12 protein-coding genes and 1 pseudogene are annotated in these 19009 nt (G+C 70.9%); 5 read left to right on the top strand and 8 right to left on the bottom strand.

The annotated features are described in order from the left end of the window. The 5 genes and pseudogenes from AB0H52_RS25070 to AB0H52_RS25050 all read right to left on the bottom strand — a co-directional run. Positions 1-238, bottom strand: a pseudogene (locus AB0H52_RS25070) (hypothetical protein); the annotation flags it as partial. Next, positions 235-1488 carry a hypothetical protein gene (locus tag AB0H52_RS25065; protein ID WP_357950436.1) on the bottom strand — a complete coding sequence of 418 codons (1254 nt, stop codon included), beginning with the start codon at positions 1486-1488 and terminating at the stop codon, positions 235-237. The pseudogene AB0H52_RS25070 and the gene AB0H52_RS25065, both read right to left, overlap by 4 nt. After that, positions 1488-2225, bottom strand: a complete 738-nt coding sequence (locus AB0H52_RS25060; RefSeq protein ID WP_357950433.1) for a hypothetical protein — start codon at positions 2223-2225, stop codon at positions 1488-1490. Before AB0H52_RS25060 ends, AB0H52_RS25065 begins: the two co-directional genes overlap by 1 nt. 15 nt (positions 2226-2240) lie before the next feature. Beyond that, a complete protein-coding gene (locus tag AB0H52_RS25055) occupies positions 2241-2561 on the bottom strand; it encodes a hypothetical protein (protein ID WP_357950430.1) in 321 nt (106 codons plus the stop codon). Continuing rightward, the gene (locus AB0H52_RS25050) at positions 2558-3106 is read right to left on the bottom strand and encodes a hypothetical protein (protein ID WP_357950427.1); all 549 of its coding nucleotides are present in this window, start codon (positions 3104-3106) and stop codon (positions 2558-2560) included. Before AB0H52_RS25050 ends, AB0H52_RS25055 begins: the two co-directional genes overlap by 4 nt. Before the next feature lie 488 nt (positions 3107-3594). On the opposite strand from AB0H52_RS25050, the gene AB0H52_RS25045 reads away from it, so the two are divergent. Together AB0H52_RS25045 and AB0H52_RS25040 are read left to right on the top strand one after the other, a co-directional pair. Further along, positions 3595-3828 carry a hypothetical protein gene (locus AB0H52_RS25045; RefSeq protein WP_357950424.1) on the top strand — a complete coding sequence of 78 codons (234 nt, stop codon included), beginning with the start codon at positions 3595-3597 and terminating at the stop codon, positions 3826-3828. After that, positions 3825-4964: a M23 family metallopeptidase gene (locus tag AB0H52_RS25040; protein WP_357950421.1), complete on the top strand. Its 1140-nt coding sequence runs from the start codon at positions 3825-3827 to the stop codon at positions 4962-4964. The genes AB0H52_RS25045 and AB0H52_RS25040 overlap by 4 nt, the downstream gene beginning before the upstream one ends. A gap of 59 nt (positions 4965-5023) precedes the next feature. Here AB0H52_RS25040 and AB0H52_RS25035 read toward each other — a convergent pair whose 3' ends face one another. Beyond that, entirely contained in the window at positions 5024-5353 is a 330-nt protein-coding gene (locus AB0H52_RS25035) for a hypothetical protein (protein WP_357950419.1), read from the bottom strand. A gap of 412 nt (positions 5354-5765) precedes the next feature. Between AB0H52_RS25035 and AB0H52_RS25030 the strand changes: the two genes are divergently transcribed. The 3 genes from AB0H52_RS25030 to AB0H52_RS25020 are packed head-to-tail and all read left to right on the top strand — an operon-like array spanning position 5766 to position 8951. Further along, on the top strand, positions 5766-6206 hold the full coding sequence (locus AB0H52_RS25030) for a hypothetical protein (RefSeq protein ID WP_357950416.1): 441 nt from the start codon (positions 5766-5768) through the stop codon (positions 6204-6206). Next, positions 6203-7696, top strand: coding sequence for a relaxase (locus AB0H52_RS25025; protein WP_357950413.1), 1494 nt, complete (start codon positions 6203-6205; stop codon positions 7694-7696). Before AB0H52_RS25030 ends, AB0H52_RS25025 begins: the two co-directional genes overlap by 4 nt. 16 nt (positions 7697-7712) lie before the next feature. Continuing rightward, positions 7713-8951: a hypothetical protein gene (locus AB0H52_RS25020; RefSeq protein ID WP_357950410.1), complete on the top strand. Its 1239-nt coding sequence runs from the start codon at positions 7713-7715 to the stop codon at positions 8949-8951. A gap of 276 nt (positions 8952-9227) precedes the next feature. Here AB0H52_RS25020 and AB0H52_RS25015 read toward each other — a convergent pair whose 3' ends face one another. Both AB0H52_RS25015 and AB0H52_RS25010 read right to left on the bottom strand, forming a co-directional pair. Further along, positions 9228-18824: a helicase-related protein gene (locus AB0H52_RS25015; protein WP_357950407.1), complete on the bottom strand. Its 9597-nt coding sequence runs from the start codon at positions 18822-18824 to the stop codon at positions 9228-9230. Next, positions 18824-19000, bottom strand: a complete 177-nt coding sequence (locus tag AB0H52_RS25010) for a hypothetical protein (RefSeq protein WP_165942569.1) — start codon at positions 18998-19000, stop codon at positions 18824-18826. The genes AB0H52_RS25015 and AB0H52_RS25010 overlap by 1 nt, the downstream gene beginning before the upstream one ends. Positions 19001-19009: the final 9 nt, after the last annotated feature.

Raw genomic sequence — 19009 nt, 5'->3', positions numbered from 1 at the left:
GGAATCCGGTGCGCCCGTTGATCCGGATCGCCAGGGGAGCGAGGACGAGCAGGCCGGTGATGGCGGTGATCAGCGCGGCCGGCGGGGAGACCGTCAGCATCGCGGCGGCGAGCACCATGACCAGGAACGCGGCGATGGTGCCGGCCGGGCCGAGCCCGAACAGCCCGGCGCCGCGACCGAGACGCCAGTTGCCGTAGGTGCGCTGCTCGCTGGTCGGTTCTCGTACTCCGGTGCTCATGAGCCCTCACCGTTCGCTGCTCCGGACGCTGTTCCGCCGATCTTGCGCACCGCCGCCGGGCCGGCCTTCGCCGCCGTGACGCCTGCGGCGGCGGCGAGTCCGGCCGGCCCACCCGCGCCTGCTCCCGCCGCGGTCGTACCGGCACTGCCGGCGGCGGTGGACGCGCCCGCTTGAGTTCCGGACGTGGCTGCACCCGCGCCGCCTGCTCCGGAGGCCGCCGGGGTGCCCGTGGCGGTCTTCGGAGAGCCTGAGCCGCCGCCGGATGGCCGTGAGGGCGGGTACGGGGGGTCGCTGGGGCCTGCCCCGGGCGGGCGTACCTGACCGCCGCCAGACTGACCGCCGCCACCGGGACTGCTGCCGGAGCCGGCCATCCGCACGGCACCGGCGGCGACCTGGCCGAGGGCGGACCCGGCGGCCACCGCGGTTCCCCCCGCGCCGCCGCTGGACAGCGTCGCCACCGCCGGGGCGATGAGCCGCATCAGGGCCGGCAGCGCCACGATGGCCATGCAGAACATCACCATGCCGGTGAGCACGTCGGTCAGGCTCTGGCCCTGGCCGAGCCAGAACACCGTGGCGTAGATCGTGGCCGCGGCCGGCTTGTAGAGCAGCAGGGCGAGCAGCCAGGTCAGGTACCGGTTGCGCACGGAGCCGCCCACGGCGGCGGCGGCCGGGAGCAGCCCGGCCAGCAGGACCAGGCCGGCGTTGCGGGCCAGCAGCAGCAGGAGCTGCACCATCGAGGACAGGAACACCATGATCGAGATTCCGATCACCACGATGGGTGGCATTCCGCCGGTGGCGACGGCGGGGGCGAGTAGAAGGAGCCGTTTGCCGAGGTCTCCGTTGGCGGAGGCGCTGAGGATCCAGTCGGCGTAGGCGTCGCCGACCTCGATGAGGATCTGCACCGCTGGCACACCGGCGCCGGCGATCACGACCAGCATCACCAGGTTCTTGCTGAGGGCGCCGGCTTCTCTGCCGTTGCGTTCCCATGCGATTTTGAGGGCGGCGATCAGGACGGTGCCGACGGCGATCGCCGCGACGGCCCAGTAGGTGTAGGCGCGGAGGTGCTGTACTGCTCCGGCGTTCTGTGACACCACCGGGGTGGGGATGGCCAGCCAGCCGGTGACCAGTGTTTTGAGCATCTCCGCGGCGGCCTGCGACGACTGCTCGGCCACCTCGTCCAGGAACCGGCCGGCGGTGTTGTCGAGGACCTGCCCGGGGATACACAGCGGGCTGACGGGGTTGCAGGCCACTACCGGGCTCCCCATTCGACGACGCCGGTGAGGTCGCTGGTCACTCGGTTGAGCGAGATCCACGCTCCACCCGGAGGGGCTTGCATACGCCAGTCGTCGTCGCGCCAGAGCAGGGTCAGCGTCAGCACGTGATAGCGCGGCATGCCTGCTGACGGAGCACGCAGCACCAGTCCGATCACGGCGGTGTCGGGGGTGTAGGACTGGTACTGGTAACCGGCGATCTGGCTCAGCTCGCCGGGCTCGGACGAGTCGTCGGGGTTGGCGCGCAGCGCGGCCAGGAGCTGCTCTCGGTCAGTGCTGGACACGAACTGGTCTTTGACGGTGGGTTCCCAGCAGTCGCGGCCTGCGGAGGGAGCGGAGCGGATCATGAGCTGCGCCGCCGCGATGAGAGCGCCGTCGGGCGTGTGCGCGTAGCCGGCGGCGGTCCCGCCGGAGACGCGGGTGGGTCCGGCCGTCGAGCTGACCGGTACGGCGGTCTGGCCGACCAGCTCCCACCGCACGCCAGCCGGCGGGGTGGTCGGCACGGTGGTGGGCAACTCCGGCGGCGTCTCGGCTTCCTCGGTGCTGGTGGTCCCCGGCGTACTGGTGGCGTCGGTGTGGTCGTCGCCGCGTGCGGTGATGGCGAGTACCACGGCGGCGATGACGATGATCAGCACGAATGCCGCGGAGGCGATGAAGCCGGGGCGCGTCCACGGCGGACGGTCGGCGAAGTCCTGGGTTGTAGACGAGCGCGGCACGGTCGTTCCTCCTAGCTAGATCAGCGCGGAGACGATCGAGAACGCGCTGCCGATGAGGATGCAGGCGGCGAACACCCAGCCGAGTTGCGAGACGTTGGTGTCGTCGCCGCGGCGGTGCGCCAGCGCCATTTTCCCTGCGCTGTAGAGCACACCGCCGACGCAGGCGGCGGTGGCGAGGTAGGCCACCCACTTCAGGATCGTGAGCACCTTGTCGCCAACGCCAGGGGGAGCTTCACCGACCCCGGGGTCCTGCAGGCCGGGCGGCGCGGAGCTCGGCTCGGGGGCCATGCCTGCCAGGAGGTGCTGGACGTGGTCCATGTAGTCGATCAGCGTCATCGGTTTCCATCCAATCGTGCCGTCTGCCAGATCGCGGTGCGCAGCGTCTCGATGTCCGGGGGAGCGCCGACGTCGCGGGGGTCATCGGCGGCGAGCAGCGCGTCGACCCAGCCGACGCGCCAGACTTGCGGGGCCCAGCCGCGCAACAGGTGCAGTCGTTCGGTAGCGATGCGCGGCGGTCGCCGCGGCGTCGCGGCGACCGCGACGACGCCGAGCAGCGTCATCGAGGCGGGCATGCCCGAGCGGCGGCGCCATTGCTCGATGGCGCCGGTCGCCGCCCAGGTGCCGGCTGCGGATGCGCGGCAGACCAGCACCACCTGGGCCGGTGGCATCGCCGGCGTCAGTGTGGGCCAACCCTTGCCGAAGTCCAGCCCGCCGACCAGTCGGGCGAGGGTGCTGACGCCGGCACCGCCGTGACATCCGACCCACCACAATGGCGGCCAGGATGGCAGGTTCGGCGGAATCAGCGTGAAGGGCAACTCCGGGGCGATCCCGGGACGCGTGCGAGACGCGACGACAGCGGCAGTCTTCACCGCCGATTCCACCGGCGCACGCCGATACTCCCCGTCATCCGATGCCTCCCCCATGTGTCAAGGTCACCGACGAGTAGCCGACAGTAGCACCGAGTTTCCGAATGGATCTATGGTGTTGGCTCTGCCGCGACGGGACGCGATCAGCACCATGGGGGAGGCGTCGAATGGCACGCAGAGCAGGTGAATTTGTGTGCGTCGATCAGGCGCTTCGGTGGGGGTGCGCGGCTGTTGGCGTGATTCTGGCGGGGCTGGTGGTGGCTGGCTGTTCACCGGCCGAGTCGGGCACACCGATGCCGCGACGCAGCGGTCCGGTGTATCCGACGGCGGTCGTGGGTGACGCGTCACCGTCGACGGCGGGGGAGCGGCCCGGGACCGACGACCACGACCATGAGGCGGGTGCGGCGCCAGCGCCAGCGCCGGCAAAGGCAGCGCCGGTCGCGGCGGCGTTCGCTGCCGCGTGGGCGCGACCGGATCTGCCGACGGACGTGTGGTGGGCAGGCGTGGCTGCGACGTGCGACGAGGGTTTTGCTCGCGCGTTGCGCAGCGTGGATCCGGCGCGGGTGCCGGCGGCCCGAGTGACGGGCCGCCCGGTGGCTACGCAGGCGCCGGCCGCCGGGGCGGCGGTGTACGAGGTGGCCACGGATACGGGCACATTGACCGTCACCCTCGCGGCCGTTGACGGCAGGTGGAGGGTCACCGGCAACGACTTCATCCGGGCGGTGAGCCAGCAGTGAACCGCCGACCGGTCGCGCTTGGTGTGGCGGTGCTGGCGGCGGTGATGCTGGTGTGCGGCGCTACGGTCGGGTTGCCGATGGTGATGTTCGGCCAGGCGGACGCGGAAGCCGCAGCGTGTGAGGTGCCATCGTTGCCCGGTTCGTCGCCGGTGCCGGGAGCGGGACGGTGGGACGGCGCCGCGACCACGAACGCGGCGAGCATCGTCGCGGTCGGCCGGCAGCGCCAGGTGCCGCCGCGCGGGTACGTGATCGCGTTGGCGACCGCCATGCAGGAGACCGCGCTGCGCAACCTGGCCAACGCCAACGTGCCCGAGTCGCTGCGCCTGCCGCATGAGGGGGTGGGCCGTGACCACGACTCGGTTGGGCTGTTCCAGCAGCGCCCGGGGTGGGGCAGCGTGCGTGAGCGGATGACGCCCACCTACGCCGCCGGGAAGTTCTACGAGGCGTTGGTCAAGGTCGACGGTTGGCAGCGGATGCGGTTGACCGACGCGGCGCAGGCCGTGCAGCGCTCCGGCCTGCCGGAGGCGTACCAGAAGTGGGAGGGCGACGCCGAGCAGCTCGCCGCGCTCGTGCTCGGCCTGCCGAACATCGACGATATCGGCGGGGGTACGCCGACGGCTCCGTGTGGCGTCGACGACCTCGGTCCGGTGCCGGTCGGTCCGGGTGGCTGGGTTCAGCCGATCCGCGCTGGGATCGTCAGCCCGTTCGGGCCACGGGGAGGCCGGCTGCACGCCGGTGTAGACCTGTCGAAGGCCGACATTCGCGGCGACGCGATCCGCGCGGCGGCGACCGGGGTGGTGGAGCAGGTCAAGTGCAACTGGTACACCACGTGCGACCGGGACGGGAACACCAGTGGGCGCGGCTGCGGCTGGTACGTCGACATCCGCCACCCTGGCAACGTCGTTACTCGTTACTGCCACATGATCCAGCGACCCGAGGTGGCCATCGGCCAGCAGATCACGGCCGGCACGGTCATCGGATTCGTGGGCAGCAGTGGCAGCAGCTCGGGCCCGCACCTGCACTTCGAGGTGCACCTCAATGTGCCGCCAGGGCCGCTTCACGCCACCGACAGCAATGCCGTCGACGCGGCCGTGTTCATGCGCCGCCAGGGCGCGCCTCTGGGGATGGCGACGTGAGCAGGCTCAGCACGACGGCCTCCCCCGCCGCAGCGAAGAAGGCCGCCAACGTGGTCCTGCTACGGCTGGGCGGGCTCACTGGCCATGGTGCCCAGCCCATCGGGCGTGGAGGGTGTCGCCGGTCGCGGTGCACGGCGACGCCGCGCCGGCGCGGGCGATGGCGCGTCCAGACCGAGCTTGGCCAGTTCGCCCTCGGTCCAGCCGCCCTGCACGGCGGCGGTGTACGTGGCCTCGTAGCGAGCCATGGCGTCGACCAGCGCTGCGGCGAGCTGGTCGCGTTCATGCCGCGCGGTGGCCGCGTCACCGACCAGGTTGGCGCGCTCGCGCAGCAGTTGCAGCGCCGCCTTCTCGGTCTCGCCGCGTATCGCCTTGACGCTCTGTTCGGCCATGGAGTCCTCTCCCGGATTACTGCGCTCTGGTGGCTGTGGACGCCGAGCTTAGCTGTCAAGATCGATCTGCGCGGTACCGCCTTTGCACCCCTGCCGCCGGCCGGTGGGGGCGCTATCAGTGCCAGCCGAGGGCGTCGACCAGGGGCAAGGATGAGCCGTAGGCCCATCGCGCAGCGACGTATCGCGTCCTTGACGCGGGGCGGTGGCCGGCTATCGTCGTCGACCCCCACTGGGTGCGCTGTTGGTGCGCACCGTCAGGTGCGCTCGGTTCGTCCAGCGACGCGCGTCGCGCACGCGCGACCATCCTCCTTCGTCGGAGCAAGTTGGAGTAAAAGTCTGACTTTTAGTCAGACGGGCCGCGCGGCGGCCGGCCGGAACGCGGCGGACGGTGCCCGTCGGGAGGGTGGTCGATGTGGCTGATTCGCCGCAGGTCGGCGTGGTCCGCTTCGGTGCCAGTGAGCGCCGGAGGCGTGCCCACAACGACGATGATCCGCGGGTGTACCGGGTGACCGTGCGGCTGTCTGAGGCGGAGCTGGCGGCGGTCGAGGCGAACGCGGCGGTGGCTCGGATGGTCACCTCGGCGTACCTGGCGGAAGCCGGGTCGGCGCCGCTCGTGCCTGCCCCGTCCGGCCCGGACGGGGGCGAGGTGGGTCCGCTGCTGGTCGAGCTGATGGGCGCGCACCGGCAGGTCCGGGGCGCGGCGCACAACCTGAACCAGGCGGTCGCCCGGCTGCATTCCACCGGTGAGCCGGCCGGGGACCTGGCCGCGACGGCGTCGTACCTGGCTCGGGTAGCGGCGCGCGTCGACGAGCTGGTGACGGCGATCGCCGCCGCGCAGACGGGTCGGCGATGATTCCCAAGGTCACCTACGGCAGCCGCGTGCGGGGGCTGCTGGAGTACCTGTGGGGACCGGGGAAAGCTGAGGAGCACCTCGACCCGCACGTGGTAGCTGGGTACGACGACGTGGCGCTGCTCGCTCCCGGCCGGCACGAACGTGACAACCAGCGGTGGTCGCTGGACGAGCTGGCAGCTCGGTTGGACGCGCCGCAGATCGCCGCCGGTGACCGTGGCGTGAAGCAGTACGTGTGGCAGTGCTCGCTGAGCCTGCCTGCGCAGGAAGGCCAGCTCGACGACGCGACGTGGGAGCGCATCGCGGGCCGGTTCGTGCAGGAGATGGGCTTTACCGGCGACGCGGACCGGGCCGGGTGCCGGTGGGTCGCGGTGCGCCACGGGCTGTCGGCGAAGGGCAACGATCACGTGCACCTGGTCGTCACCCTCGCTACCGAGGACGGGGCGCCGGTGTGGTTGCGCCAGGACAAGCGGCGCAGTCAGCAGGTCGCCGATCTCATCGAGGACGAGTTCGGGTTGGGCAAGTGGACACCCGGCCGGGCCGGGGTGACGCGGCGTCCGGAGCTGACCCGCCCGGAGGTCGATCGGGCCCGCCGTGACGACCAGGCGCCGGATCGGGAGCTGCTGCGCCGGCAGGTCCGGGCGGCGCTCGCGGGCGCGAGCAGCGAGGCCGAGTGGGTGGCGCGGATGAAGGGTGCGGGTCTGCTGGTCGGTGCTCGCACTGCGGCGACGGACCGGGACCAGGTGGTCGGGTACGCCGTGGCGCTGCGGCCTTCTGGTGCTGGTGAGCCGCGTTGGTATGCCGGTCGGAGCTTGGACGGCGACCTGAGCTTGGTGCAGGTTCGCACGCGGTGGCCCGATGCGCAGCGGCCATCGGCCGGGCAGTGGAAGGCGGCGGATTCTGCGGAATCGTCGCTGCGCGGTGAGGATCGGATGGCGGTGTGGCGGTCGTCGGCCGCCGCCCTGGAGGCGATCAGCGGGCGGCTGGCGACCGTCGCGCCCGGCTCACCGCAGTGGCCGGCGGTGGCCCGCGCCAGCGCCGAACTGCTGGCGCGGGTCGCGGTGGCCACCGAGCCGTCGGGGCGTGGCCCGGTGGCTCGGGCGGCTGACGCGCTGGCCCGTGCGGCGGCGCCACCGCGTCGCGCGCAGGCGCCGGCGGCGTCGACGATCGCCGCTGATCTCGGCCGGGTCGCCGATGCGCTGATGGTCACCGGGCATGCCCGCGACGGTGGTGAGGCGGCGGTCCTGCTCGCCGTGGTCGTCCAGGCGGCCCGGCTGGTGGTGGCGTTGGCAGAGCTGCGCGCGGCCGAGCAACAGGCGCACGCGGCAGGCGCGGCGGCCAGGGCGGCGGCACACCTGATGCCGCTGCTCGCGCAGAGTGCCCTACCTATCGAGCGGGATGTGCCGGTCCCGCGTGGCGGGCGGGGAGAGCCGGTGACGACGCGGGCGCGGGCCCGCGTTGACCCGGCGGCAGATCAGCAGACGCAGCGGTGAGGAGACGGGAGAGGTAGTGGCCGACAACGAGATAGCCGAGATCCACCAGCGGGCCACCGCGGCGATGACCGCCGCGATCCAGGCGGCCGGCCAACTGGCCCAGGTGCTTATCGACGCCCGCATCGCGCAGCTACACCGCGCCGCGAGGGCCAGCGATGAGCAGGCTCGGCAGATCCGTGCGCAGGCTCGGGCGGCCCAGCAGACCGACGCGGCGCTGTGGCGCCCGGCGATGCGGCCGGGGTGGTGGCGTAGTGCGGGAACGGAGGACATCGCCCGGGTGTGGCGTGCCGCGTCGACGTGGCAGCACGTTGACCCCCGGGCGCGGCAGGCCCGGCAGACGGTCGTCGACCACCTCGCCAAGAAGGCGGGCCGGGCACCGGAGAAGCACGAGCCGGCGCGCGAGCCGGACGATATCGAGGTGCTGTCCGATGCCGTGGATCGGGCTGCCAGCGAGGCTGCCGACCGGTCGCGGCGACCGGCGATGTCCGCCGAGGGGGTGCGGGACAGGCAGGAGCGGATGGCCGCTGAGGTACGCACGGCATGGCCGTCTGGGTCACGGGCCGACAGGGTGCTCGGGTGTGAGGCGTGGGGTGCGTTGGCGTACACGCTGGACCAGGCGCAGCAAGCTGGCCACGATGTGCAGCAGCTCCTGCGCGGGGTGCCCGGCTTCGTGGACCGGGCTCGAACCCCAGGGGCGTATGCGTGCCGGGTGGTGCAGGACCAGCTCGACGGGCGGATCGACCTCGGCACAGTACGTAGGGACCGCGGCCAGGGAAACGTCGAGGAACAGGCGACCCACACCGATCTGTTCGGCCCGGAGGTGCTGGCGGGTGCCCAGCGGGCGGGGGTTCGACACGCTGGTGGTGTCGAGGATGAGCGCCTACGCGCGGCGGCGGTCGCCTACTGGACCGAGCGGATGGCCGCTGCGCAGCAGGCCGACGGCGCATCCGGATCGCTGTGGACGGGCCCGCAGGCCACGTATGCGATCAACCAGCTCGCGTCCTACCGTGACCCGAAGGCAACCATGCGCGCGTTCGGTGGAGAGCGGCCAGCCGATCGTACGGAAATCCTGGCCCGAGTTGACCTACCAACGGAGCGCGCTGCGGCCAGCAGCGCCCCGGCTTCGATGGTCGCTCGGGCTTTTCCCGTCTCCACCCGAGACGCTGTTGTAGCGGCGCAGACCGGCAGCGCCGCAGCCGGGACGGTGCCTGCGGTGAGAGCCGTGGAGGCGGGCCTCGACTCGCCCAGCCGGTAGAGGGCTGCCGCTCACGTCGGCCACGTCAGACCGGTGGCAAGCCGACCCGGACCGCAGCGCCGGTCACGGCGCGAGGACCGGAAGCGGCGCGGCAGCACCTTCCTGAACGTGCCCACTGGCAGTGCCCGGCCCGCGTCGGGACGCTTGTCGAGCTGGTGGCCGGCGACGGTCATCCGGAACTTCTCCCCGCGGATGTCCTGGCGCTGGACGATCGTCTGGTCCAGGGCCTCAATGCGCCGCTCGGCGCGGCAGCAATTTCTCTGGGTGGGGGTTTCGCTAGCGGGCGTTGTCGTGTTCTGGCCGGGTGGGGTGGGTGCCGCGAACAGTAGCTGGTGCAGCGGTGGCTGCTGCGGATGTAGGTGATGCCGTGCTCGGGCTGACGGGGCGGAACGCCTGGGCGACGATGGCCGCGTTGTCGGCGGCAGTCGAGCGGGGTGCAGGCGTGGGTTGCGGGTCGGCGGGCGCAGTGGGCTGTTGGCGCGCGATGTGTTCCTGGATGGCCGTGCGGTATTCGCCCCAGGGTTCGAGGTGGCCGTAGAGCGGTTCGGCTTGGTCGATGATGGCGAACGTGGTGGTGGGGTCGCCGGCTTGGAGGGCCTGCATCGCGCGTTGGGACAGTGCGGTGGAGGCGGCGCGGTCGCGGGCGACGAGTTCGTCGTCGGTGAGGGGCTTACCCTCGCGCACCTGTGGGTGCTGGCGGATGTAGTCGGCGATCCAGTTCCACTCTTCGCGAGCCGCGCCTCCGGGGGCATGGACTTCTGCCACGTAGCGAGCGGGTGAGTTGAGGACTCCGTTGGTGTTGGCGGCGGTGTACCGGGGCGCGTAGTCGGTGATGGCTTTGACGAGCTGCGCGTGGCGGGCGGGGGTCATCCAGTCTGGTCGTGTGCCGTCTGCAACGCGACTGGCCGGGACAGGTGGTTGTGGAGTGGCTTCGGTGATGTCGCTGCTCGGGTCCACCGTGCTGGAGTCCGGTGGCGCGCTGTCTGGCGCGGGATGGTCGCGGTCGAAGTCGTTCAGGTGTTGTATCGCCTGGTCGACCTTGGCTTGCAGAGGTTGGCGTTCGGTGACGCGCCGGGCGATCATCTGCTGGTGTACTTCGGCGGTGGGGTACTTCTCGGGGTCGAGGTCACCGTCGTTGAGCTCGGGGATGGTGTCGCGTTCGGCGATGGTGGCGACCACGTCGTCGAGGAGATTGGCGCGTTGGCGGGCGTGGTCGATGCGGTCGGTGAAGTCCGCGGCTTCCTGCTGTTGCATGAGCAGGGTGATCTCGGTTTCCAGCCCGGGTAGCCGCTGCCGGTCGAGCGATTGGTGGTCTGGGGCCTTCTCCAGCGCGGCGGCGAGTCGTAGCAGCATCGTGCCGCCGATCTTGTCGCCGGTGAGGTCATCGACGGTGTAGATGGCTTCGCTGTGGCGTAGGTCGGGGAAGCCGACCTGAACCTGGAGCTGTCCGTCGTCGGTCATTTCCGGTCGGGCAGCGATCGGTAGTCCACCGAAGCGGCCGAGCGTTCGCCAGGCGCCGGTGCCGGGTGTTTGGTGCTGCATGAGGGTGGCGGTGACCGCGCGGCGCAGGACGGGGCCGGCGTCCTTACGCTGCCCGTACGTGGCGTTTCCGATCTTGATGGTGAAATTGTCACCACGTACGGGCGTGATCAGCGGCATGACGTCCTCGCGTCGGTCGATCGCGGTGCGGGTGGCGGTGGCTTCGACTCGTTTCTGGCCGAGTAGCTCGGCTTGCCGGAGCCGGTCGGCGGCCTGGTTGCGGCGGTCGGCTTCCAGGCCGGCGAGGTGCAGGCGTGCCTTTATGAGTTGCCCCATGTACGGGTTGCCGCCGATCTCGGCCTGCATGGTGGCGTAGTCCCAGTCGGTGTCGCCGATCTCCTGGACGCTGTCGCCGGTGTCGTCGCCGGCTTCGGGTCGTTGGATGTCGCGCAGTCCCTCGGCCTTGGAGGCGAGCAGTCCGGCCTGCCAGGAGTCCATGCTGCCCCGCAGGGCGAAGATGCCGATCTCCACTTCGGTGTTCTGGTTGCCGTAACGGACGATCCGGCCATTGCGCTGCTCGATGCCAGCCGGTGTCCAGTCCAGGTCGATGTGCGCCAGGGCCAGCGCCCGGTTCTGGATGTTGGCACCGGTGCCCATGGTGTCGGTGCTGGCCAGGATGATGGCGACTTCACCTTCGCGGCACTTGCGGAACAGCTCGGCTAGCTGTTCGGGGTTGTGGTTGTGGTCCTGGACGAAGGCGATCTTGTCAGCGGGGACATCACGTGCCACGCACAGGTCACGCAGTTCGCCGTACGCGTTGAAGTTGCCCTTGTTGCTGCCGCCGGGGGTGCCCTGGTTTAGGAAGCCGATTAGTAGAGCACCGGGGATCGGGTGGGGGGTGGGGTCGCTGGTGGAGACCGCGTAGACGCGGTCCTTGTTGGCGTGGTAGAGGGCGGAGAACCAGTCGGCGACCGCGGCGAGTTTCCCGCCGGGCGGGGCTGTCGGGTCCAGGAGGCGCGCGTCGCAGGCGATGCCGCGGCCGGCGTTGGCCACGGCCAGCATGTTGTCCTCGTCGCGGGACACCGCGCCGGCGTGGATGGCCGCGCCCCGGGCGACGAGCTTTTTCAGTCGGGCCTGCTGGTCGGCGTTGGGGTCGATGAGACGGAGCTGGGGGCCGCCGGCTGACACGGTGGGGCGTGTGATGCCGACGTCGTCGGCGGTCTTGGTGTCGGTGGTCAGCCCCCACATGGTCTTCATCGCGCTTTTGCTGATGAAGCGTGAGAACCGCTCGACGACCTTCAGCCCGGAGCCGTCCGGTGCCATCTCGACGCGTTGGACCTTCTGGCCGAAGGTGTCTGCCCACAGGTCCGGACCGGCGACCCCGTACGCCCGAAGCACCCAGGGAGAGATGAGCGCGAGCATCGTGTACTGCTCGGCGATCGAGTTGGTGAGGGGGGTGCCGGTGCCGCCGGTGACGGTCGGTCGGCCACCTTCCTGGTCCGCGCGTTGGTGCATGTGGGTGAGCTTCTGGTGCAGGTCGACCGCGCGGATCTTCGCGGTGTCGCCGCCGGCTTCCTTCGACCGGAAACCCACCCCCTTGAATCGGTGGAGTTCGTCGATGACGGCGTAGTCGAAGCCGAGGTCCTGCCAGTACAGCTCGCCGGGGGTACGCATCGGGGCGGCGTTGCGCCGGAGTCGGGCTTCCAGGGTGGCCAGCCGCTGTTCGAGCTTCATTACGGCGAGACCGTTTTCGGGTACGCCGCGTTCGCGCAGGATCTGCTCGCGCAGGTCGTCGACCTCTTGGAATTCGTACCACTCCTGGAACTCGGGGCTCATCTTCACCGACGTGAATGCGCCCTCGGTGAAGATCGTGAGGTCTGGGGTGTTGGAGCGCAGCCATTCCAGCGTGCGACGACGCTTGTCTCCAGTGAGCAGGTCGCTGGTGATCAGGCGGACGTCGGCGTTGGGGTACAGGAACTGGGCTTCGTCGAGCCACTGCTTGGCGAGGTGGCGCTGCACCACCGCGAAGGGCTTGTGGGTCTGCCCGGATGCCTTGAGTGCCTGGGTGCCCATGATCATGGTGGTGGTCTTGCCGAGCCCGACCTCGTGGGCGAGGATCACGCCCCGCTCGAACTGCATGCGGGCGGCGCCGGCCAGCTGATGGGAGTGCGGCGTGCGTTGGTCGGTGAAGCCGGCGAGGGTGGGGGCCAGGCCGTCGTAGTTGCGTACGACGTGCCCGTTCATCACGCGGTTGTAGGCGTCGGTGAGGGCCTTGACCCGGGTGCTGTCGGCGGTGAGGTACTCCTCGAAAGCCGAGCGCATCGCGTCGGCTTTCTGCCGGGCCGCGCGGCTGGCGTCTTCGTCCACCTCGTGGACGACTTTGTCGCCCCCGGCCACGGCGTTCTCGACGACCAGGGAACCGCGGCCGAGGATCGCGCGGGCGATGTGCACGGCCGAGCGGCGTTCGGTGCCCTTGAGCGCGTTGATGGCGTCGGGCACCTTGCCCGCGTACAGCGACCAGCCGTACCGCTCGTTGTGGTCGACCCGCAGCGTGGGATCGCCCAGGTACTGGCGTAGGAAGCCTTGCACGAGTGGGGCGGGAATCCAGTGCGCGCCGAGCTGGGGGGTGAACTGGCCGATGCGCTTCTCGTGGGGCTGCACCGTTTCCAGCGCGGCCACGTTCACCGCGTGGGCGGGGTCGCTGGCGGCGGCGGCGCGGGCCTCATCCAGCTTGAGGCGGACCGCGCCGGAGAGGTAGATGCCGGCGTGTTCCAGGCGGCCGGTGACGGGATTGTCGAAGACCTCGGTGCCCAGACGACGGCGAGCTTCGTCGGGGGTGGTGCCGAGCAGTTCGGCGATTCGGGTCAGGTCGACCTGGCCGGTGGCGCCCATGACGGCGGTCAGGGCCGTCTTCGGATCGTCGGTGTGTTCCAGCCGGCCGCTACGGGTGCCCGGCCGCCGGGTGAGGACTTCGGAAAGGACCGGCACGTCGTGTTTGCGGTCCCAGGACTCCAACGCGAGCACCGTGGCGGCGTCGGGGTCCTCTCGAAACCAGCCCCACGCGGTGAGGGTGCGTTCGTCCTCGCGGACCTCCCGGCCTTCGGCTCTGGCGCGCTCGCGTACCTCGGCCCCGGCCGACAGGCGGGTCTGGCGGGGCCGGGACAGGGGGCCAAGCGCCGTGGTGTAGGCCTCGTGTAGCTCCCGTAGCCGGGCCCGGAGCTGCTCTGCGCGGTCCGCCTCGTCACCGGTGCGGTCCAGCTCTTTCAGCTCGGCGGCGACGTCGCGCAACTGCATCAGCGCGAGCAACTGCCCGGTGTTGCCGTCGGAGGGGACCGCCGGGGCGGGGTCGTTGCCGTTGATGTGTTGCCAGATCCGGCCGTTCTCGTCGAGGTAGAGGCGACCGGTGTAGTCGTTGGCGTGCTTGTCCCGGGCCGTCTGTAGGTTCAGCGGCTTGCGATCGGGGCCGTCAGGGTGTGGCTCGTAGCCGCGCCCGTCGGCCGTGGCCTGCTCGGCCGCCTGCTGCAACGCGGTCCGCAGGTCGTCGACGGCTTGCGCAGGGTCGCCCTTGACAGTCACCGCAGGCCCGTACGGGCCGGACGCGGCGGTCAGCTCGCCCAGGACGTGCTCCGGGTGCGCGGTGAAGTAGGCGTTGATGGTGTGGGTGCTGCCGTTGAGCTCATGGCTGGGAGCGTCCAGCCAGGCCAGGTCGGCAGCGTCCTGTCCCTCGGGGCGGCGTCGCAGGACCAGGACGTCGACGACGACGCTGGTGCCCGTGTCGGTGAAGACTCCGGCGGGCAGCCGGTACGCGGCGACCATGTCGCCGTAGCGGGCCATCTGGCGGCGCGCGGCGGTGTCCTCGGCGTCGAGCGTCCAGCGGGAGGTTACGGCCACGACCATGCCGCCCGGCCGGACCAGGGCCAGTTCCTTGATGAGGAACCCGTTGTGCAGGCTGTGGCCCGTCGCGCCGTACCGGCGTTCGGTGAAGGGCACCTGCGCGAACGGCACGTTCCCGATCGCCGCGTCGAAGGCACCAGCGGGGGCGTCGGTGTCGGCGAAGGACTCGACCAGCACGTTCGCGTCGGGGTAGATGAACTGGGCGATCCGGGCCGTGACCGGGTCCAGCTCGACGCCGGTCAACCGCACCGTGCCGGCCGGGGCCGTGCCGAAGAAGGTGCCCGACCCGCAGCCGGCCTCCAAGACCTCACCGCCGTCGAAGCCGAAAGCGCGCAGGCCATCCCACATGGCCTGGGCGAGGGCCTGCGGGGTGTAGTGGGCCGACAGGACCGCGCGGGAAGCGGCGGCCCACGCGAACGGATCCAGCAGTTCCCGCAGCTCGTTGCGGACGGGTGAGTATTCCTCCCACCGTGTCAGGTCCTGGGCGTATCGGCCTTCGCGTTGTCCGTCCTGACCATAGACAGGGTTCTTCTCGTCCGGCTGTTCGAGGAACACCACGGGCACCGATCCCCAGCCCGACCAGCGGGCCAGGACCCGCTTGTCGTCGCGGGTGGCACTCGTGCGTGTCTGCTCCAACCGGTTCAGGACCTTGATGGCCTCCAGGTTCGCCGCAGCGCGGGCCAGCGGACCACGAGGGACGTCATCCGGATCGGGCCGGAACGGCTCTACAGCCTGTTCAGGTCCCGGCTGATCTCGTCCAGCTCGCTGCGGACCGTGCTCGGCGGCATCGACGGGTCCTGGTCGTCCTCCGGCGGCGGCAGCAACTGCGCCATCACCTGCTGCTGCGCGGTGGCCCGGATCTGGTTCAGCTGACCCACCCGCGCCTGGTAGTCCGTCTCCGGCTCCAGCGCCTCCTCCAGCGCCTCCTGCGTGTCGATCACCGCTTGCTGGATCTGGGTGCCCATCCGGGCGAAGAACGCCTCCGGGTCCTGCAACCCCGCCAGCTCCCGGGGCCGGAACCTGCTCCAGTGCTCCCGCGCCATCTCGCTGTACTGGCTGACTTTCATCGTCACCTTCCTCGACGCCGTTGTCGACGCTACCGGCCAGCGCCGCGAGTTGGGCCGCCACCTGGCCCTGATCCACCGCCCGCAGATCCGTGGTGATGCCATCGGCGGTGAGCCGGTCACGTAGCCCGATGACGTTGTGCAGGGCGGCGCCCATCGCCGGGATACGACGTTTGGCGGCCTCCCGGTCCTTGCGGGGAAGCTCGGTGTTGGCCGACCGCGTCCGCAGGTCTGCGGTCACCCGTTCCCCGACCCGGGCCAGCTCGCCGAGCAGACCCTGTTCGACCGAGTAGTGGTACGTCTGCATTGTCTCACCGGTCAGCGGGTTTCGGTCCGCCTGCCGGGTCGGCACCAGCCACATGATTTCCATGAGCCGCCGCCATTGCGGGTTGCTGTCTGCGCGGGGCTCCAGCCATTGCAGCAGTTCACCCCGCACGGCGACCGGCAGCGCGACATCACGCGGAACACCCCAGGTCCGCTGAGGGTAGGTGGCGGGGTCCGTGTCGTAGTGGCGAACCAAAGCAGCAACGGCCGCAGCCCGAGACGGGAACTCGCCAAGCCGGGTGGTGTAGTTGACCTTGGCCTGGAAGTGGGATTCGTTCCCAGGCACCGGATCGACGTGGCCGTACGCGTGCGGCATGCCGTCGATCCTCACCGCCCGGCCGCTGCGGCTGCCCTTAAGCTGGACGCGGGCGAGTTCATCGGGAAACCGCTCTGCCTCCCGGCGGTCCATCTCCGTGTCGACGACCGCCAACCGTGCCTGGCGGGCCTGATTGACGTCGCTGCGCTGGAGCAGAGCCTCCGGCTCCCGGAAACCGGAGAGTTCCGCGCTCTCCGCAGCCAGCTCCTCAAGGGCCATGCCGGCGACGTCCGGCCGCTGCTCGTAGTGTCGGATCCGGCGCAGTGCCAGTTCCGTACGCAGATCCTCACCGCGCTGTTCGAGCACGTCATACAGCTGATGGCTGGACTGCATGCGGACCCACAGGCCGTGTGTCTGTCCGTACACCGTGTTGAGGGCTTCGTCGTCCAGGCTCTGGGCAGTCGGACCCGCCAGCAGCACGGTCGCCTCTCGGCGCTGCTGCTCACCCTGAACAGCGTCGCGTCGGGCACGTACGGTCCGCGCGCCGTCTCCAGCCGTGAACGCGTTACGGACGAACGACTCGACCAGCCACCGCTGCTCCGCGGCAAGCTCGTCATCAGTCATACCGGCGGCCTCTGGTGCGTTCTCTACGCGCCGGAGGACCCGGTCCTGCCGCACCTTCTGCAAGGCATCGGCTCGGGCAGCCGCCGCGTCGTCGCGCCGGATGCCGTACCCGACCCGAGCCTCTGCCTCGCGGATGGCCGCAACCAGGTCTTCGTCACTCAACGAGTGCGGGTCGGACGCCGGACGGTCCTGTGGCTGCCGCTCGATGGTGGCTGGTGCAGGACTGGGCGCTTCGCTCTCGGGCTGGCCCGCGCCAGGGGGACGGACCAGGACAGCTCTTTCTTGTCGGGCGAACTCGCTCAGCAGGCGGGCGAGGCTGTCGTCCACGGTGCGTGCGGTCCACTGCCTGCCGCTGACACGCGCCTTTTTCTTGCCAGACCACAGGAACCGGGCGGCTTCCTTGGTGGCACGGTCATCGAGAGGATCGTCCCTGACGGTGCCATGCACCACGATGACGTGACCCGACTTCGCGGTCGGGTCACGCACGATCTCGATCGACACCCGGTCGCGCTGATCCTGAGGCAGGTTGGCGGCCTGGTGCTGGCGGGCCGCGAGTTCGGCGAAGCTACGGGCGCCGTAGATCGCAGCCCCAGTGATGCGAACGCCATCAACCTCGCCGGCCGTGATGCCGCCACCGGTCGACTTCCCGATCGCCACCACCGTGTTGTCGGGTCCGTAGACCGTCGTGACGACGTCGTCTCCACGCGTGTAGTGGTAGCCGTCGACGCCCTCCACCGGGATCGCACCGGCCAGCGGCTCCGGGACCTCTTCCGGCTCATCCGGTGACGGGTCGGGTAGAACCAGGGCGTCGTCATCCGGCGGGGAACTGCCGGCGTCGGGCTCGTCCTGCGGCTCCGGATCGCCCTCAGCGTCGATTCGAGTGGGAGTCGGGTCCGTGTCATGCACAGCCTCCCAGCTGGGGGCCTCGACGCCCACGACCGGAAGGTCAAGATGTAGCTGCTCAGGTGCCTGCTGGACGGTCTGCTCGGCGTCAACGACCGCCTCGTGCTGGACAACGGTGGAATCTGGTGCGGGGTCCGCCGCTGGCGCAGGCAGAAGGTCATCGACGCTCTCCACCGGAGGACCAGTCGTGGCGGCGGCGCCGCTGAGCATTACCGGTGCCGGCGCGTCGGCGGCGGTGTCCGGGGTCGTGGCCGTAGGTGCCGGCGGCGTGGGCATGACGGGCGCACCCAGCCGTTCAGCGGCGTACGAGGCCCACCAGTCGACGAGTTCGGCGGGCTGCCCGTCGAGCATGGCGCGGATGGAGTCGGCGGCCATCGCCCGCCCCTTCGGCGTGACGAACCCTCGGGCGGCCCGGGCGACCCGGCTGGTGACCGCAGCCTCCACCAGGGGGTGGGACTCCACGACGGCGGTGGCGCCGGGGTAGGCGTACCCGAGCGGCCCTGGCCTGCTCGGATGCCGGGCCACGGCAGGGGCGAGCAGTTGGTAGACCCGTTCGGCCTGCCGGTCGTGCTCGTTGTCGAGCACGACGGTGACGCCGGCCGCCGTGTCGGCGTGCGCGGTGAGCGCGGCGACCTGCGAGCCGGTCAGCGTGGGCCCGGCGGGCGCCACCACCAGCGGCGCGTCCTCACCCAGCTCGTCGGCGCGTTCGGCCAAGGCGATGGCCTCCAACGCGGTGCGGGCCACGACGGTACGGCCGGCCCGCTCAGGCTGCTCTGCCAGGCCGATGAGGCAGTCAGCCGGCCGGTAGACCGCCGTGGTCGGGCTGTGCAGCACCGGCGCCGCGTCGGTCGCCGCGCCGGGCGGGGCGTAGCCGACCCACCCGACGACCGGCGCCCCGGCAGCACGGTGGTCTCGCATCCCGACCATCACCCGGTTGCGGAACCGGTCGACCAACTGCCCGCCGCGGCTGGTCGCGGCCAAGCCACTGGCCACGATCTCGGCGTCGGAGAACCCACGCCGCCGCAGCTCGTTGACGACCGCCGCCGGCCGGTCCGGGGCGTATCCCACCGTCCAACGCCCGTCAGTCGGCACGCCCTGCGCGGTCAGCCATCGCGATGGCCCTGGCGCGTCGTCGAGCTGCTGGCGGTAGACCTCGGCGGCGACGGCCTGGGCAGCGAGCAACCGCTGCCGGACAGACTGGTCCACGGGCGGGGCCGGGGTGGGGCCGGCTACCTGCGCCGCCAGGGACTCCGCCCGACTCGCCAGGTCATCGACCAGGTCGACCGACGCGACGATTCGCTCGACCGTCGTGTCACGAGGCTCAGCCATCACCGGTCCTGGCCCGCGCCACCGCCATCTGGCAGCAGCCCTGCCGCACGCAGTGCCTCGAACACCCGCTGGTGATCGCCCAGCACCCGCACGATCGCGTCAATCTGGTCCTGCAACCCGGTCAACGCCGCGTCGACGTCCCGCTCTGGCGTGGCCTGGCTGTGCGGCTCGCTCACGATTCCCCC

Source organism: Micromonospora sp. NPDC050695, from assembly GCF_040654415.1.
GTDB lineage: Bacteria > Actinomycetota > Actinomycetes > Mycobacteriales > Micromonosporaceae > Micromonospora.
Note: the sequence above shows the minus strand (reverse complement) of the source record. Positions and strands in the feature narration are given on the sequence as shown.

Excerpts from the sequence above, each read along its gene's own strand:
- AB0H52_RS25015 (WP_357950407.1), bottom strand. The coding sequence starts at position 18,824 with ATGGCTGAGCCTCGTGACACGACGGTCGAGCGAATCGTCGCGTCGGTC.
- AB0H52_RS25035 (WP_357950419.1), bottom strand. The coding sequence starts at position 5,353 with ATGGCCGAACAGAGCGTCAAGGCGATACGCGGCGAGACCGAGAAGGCG.
- AB0H52_RS25055 (WP_357950430.1), bottom strand. The coding sequence starts at position 2,561 with ATGACGCTGATCGACTACATGGACCACGTCCAGCACCTCCTGGCAGGC.
- AB0H52_RS25025 (WP_357950413.1), top strand. The coding sequence starts at position 6,203 with ATGATTCCCAAGGTCACCTACGGCAGCCGCGTGCGGGGGCTGCTGGAG.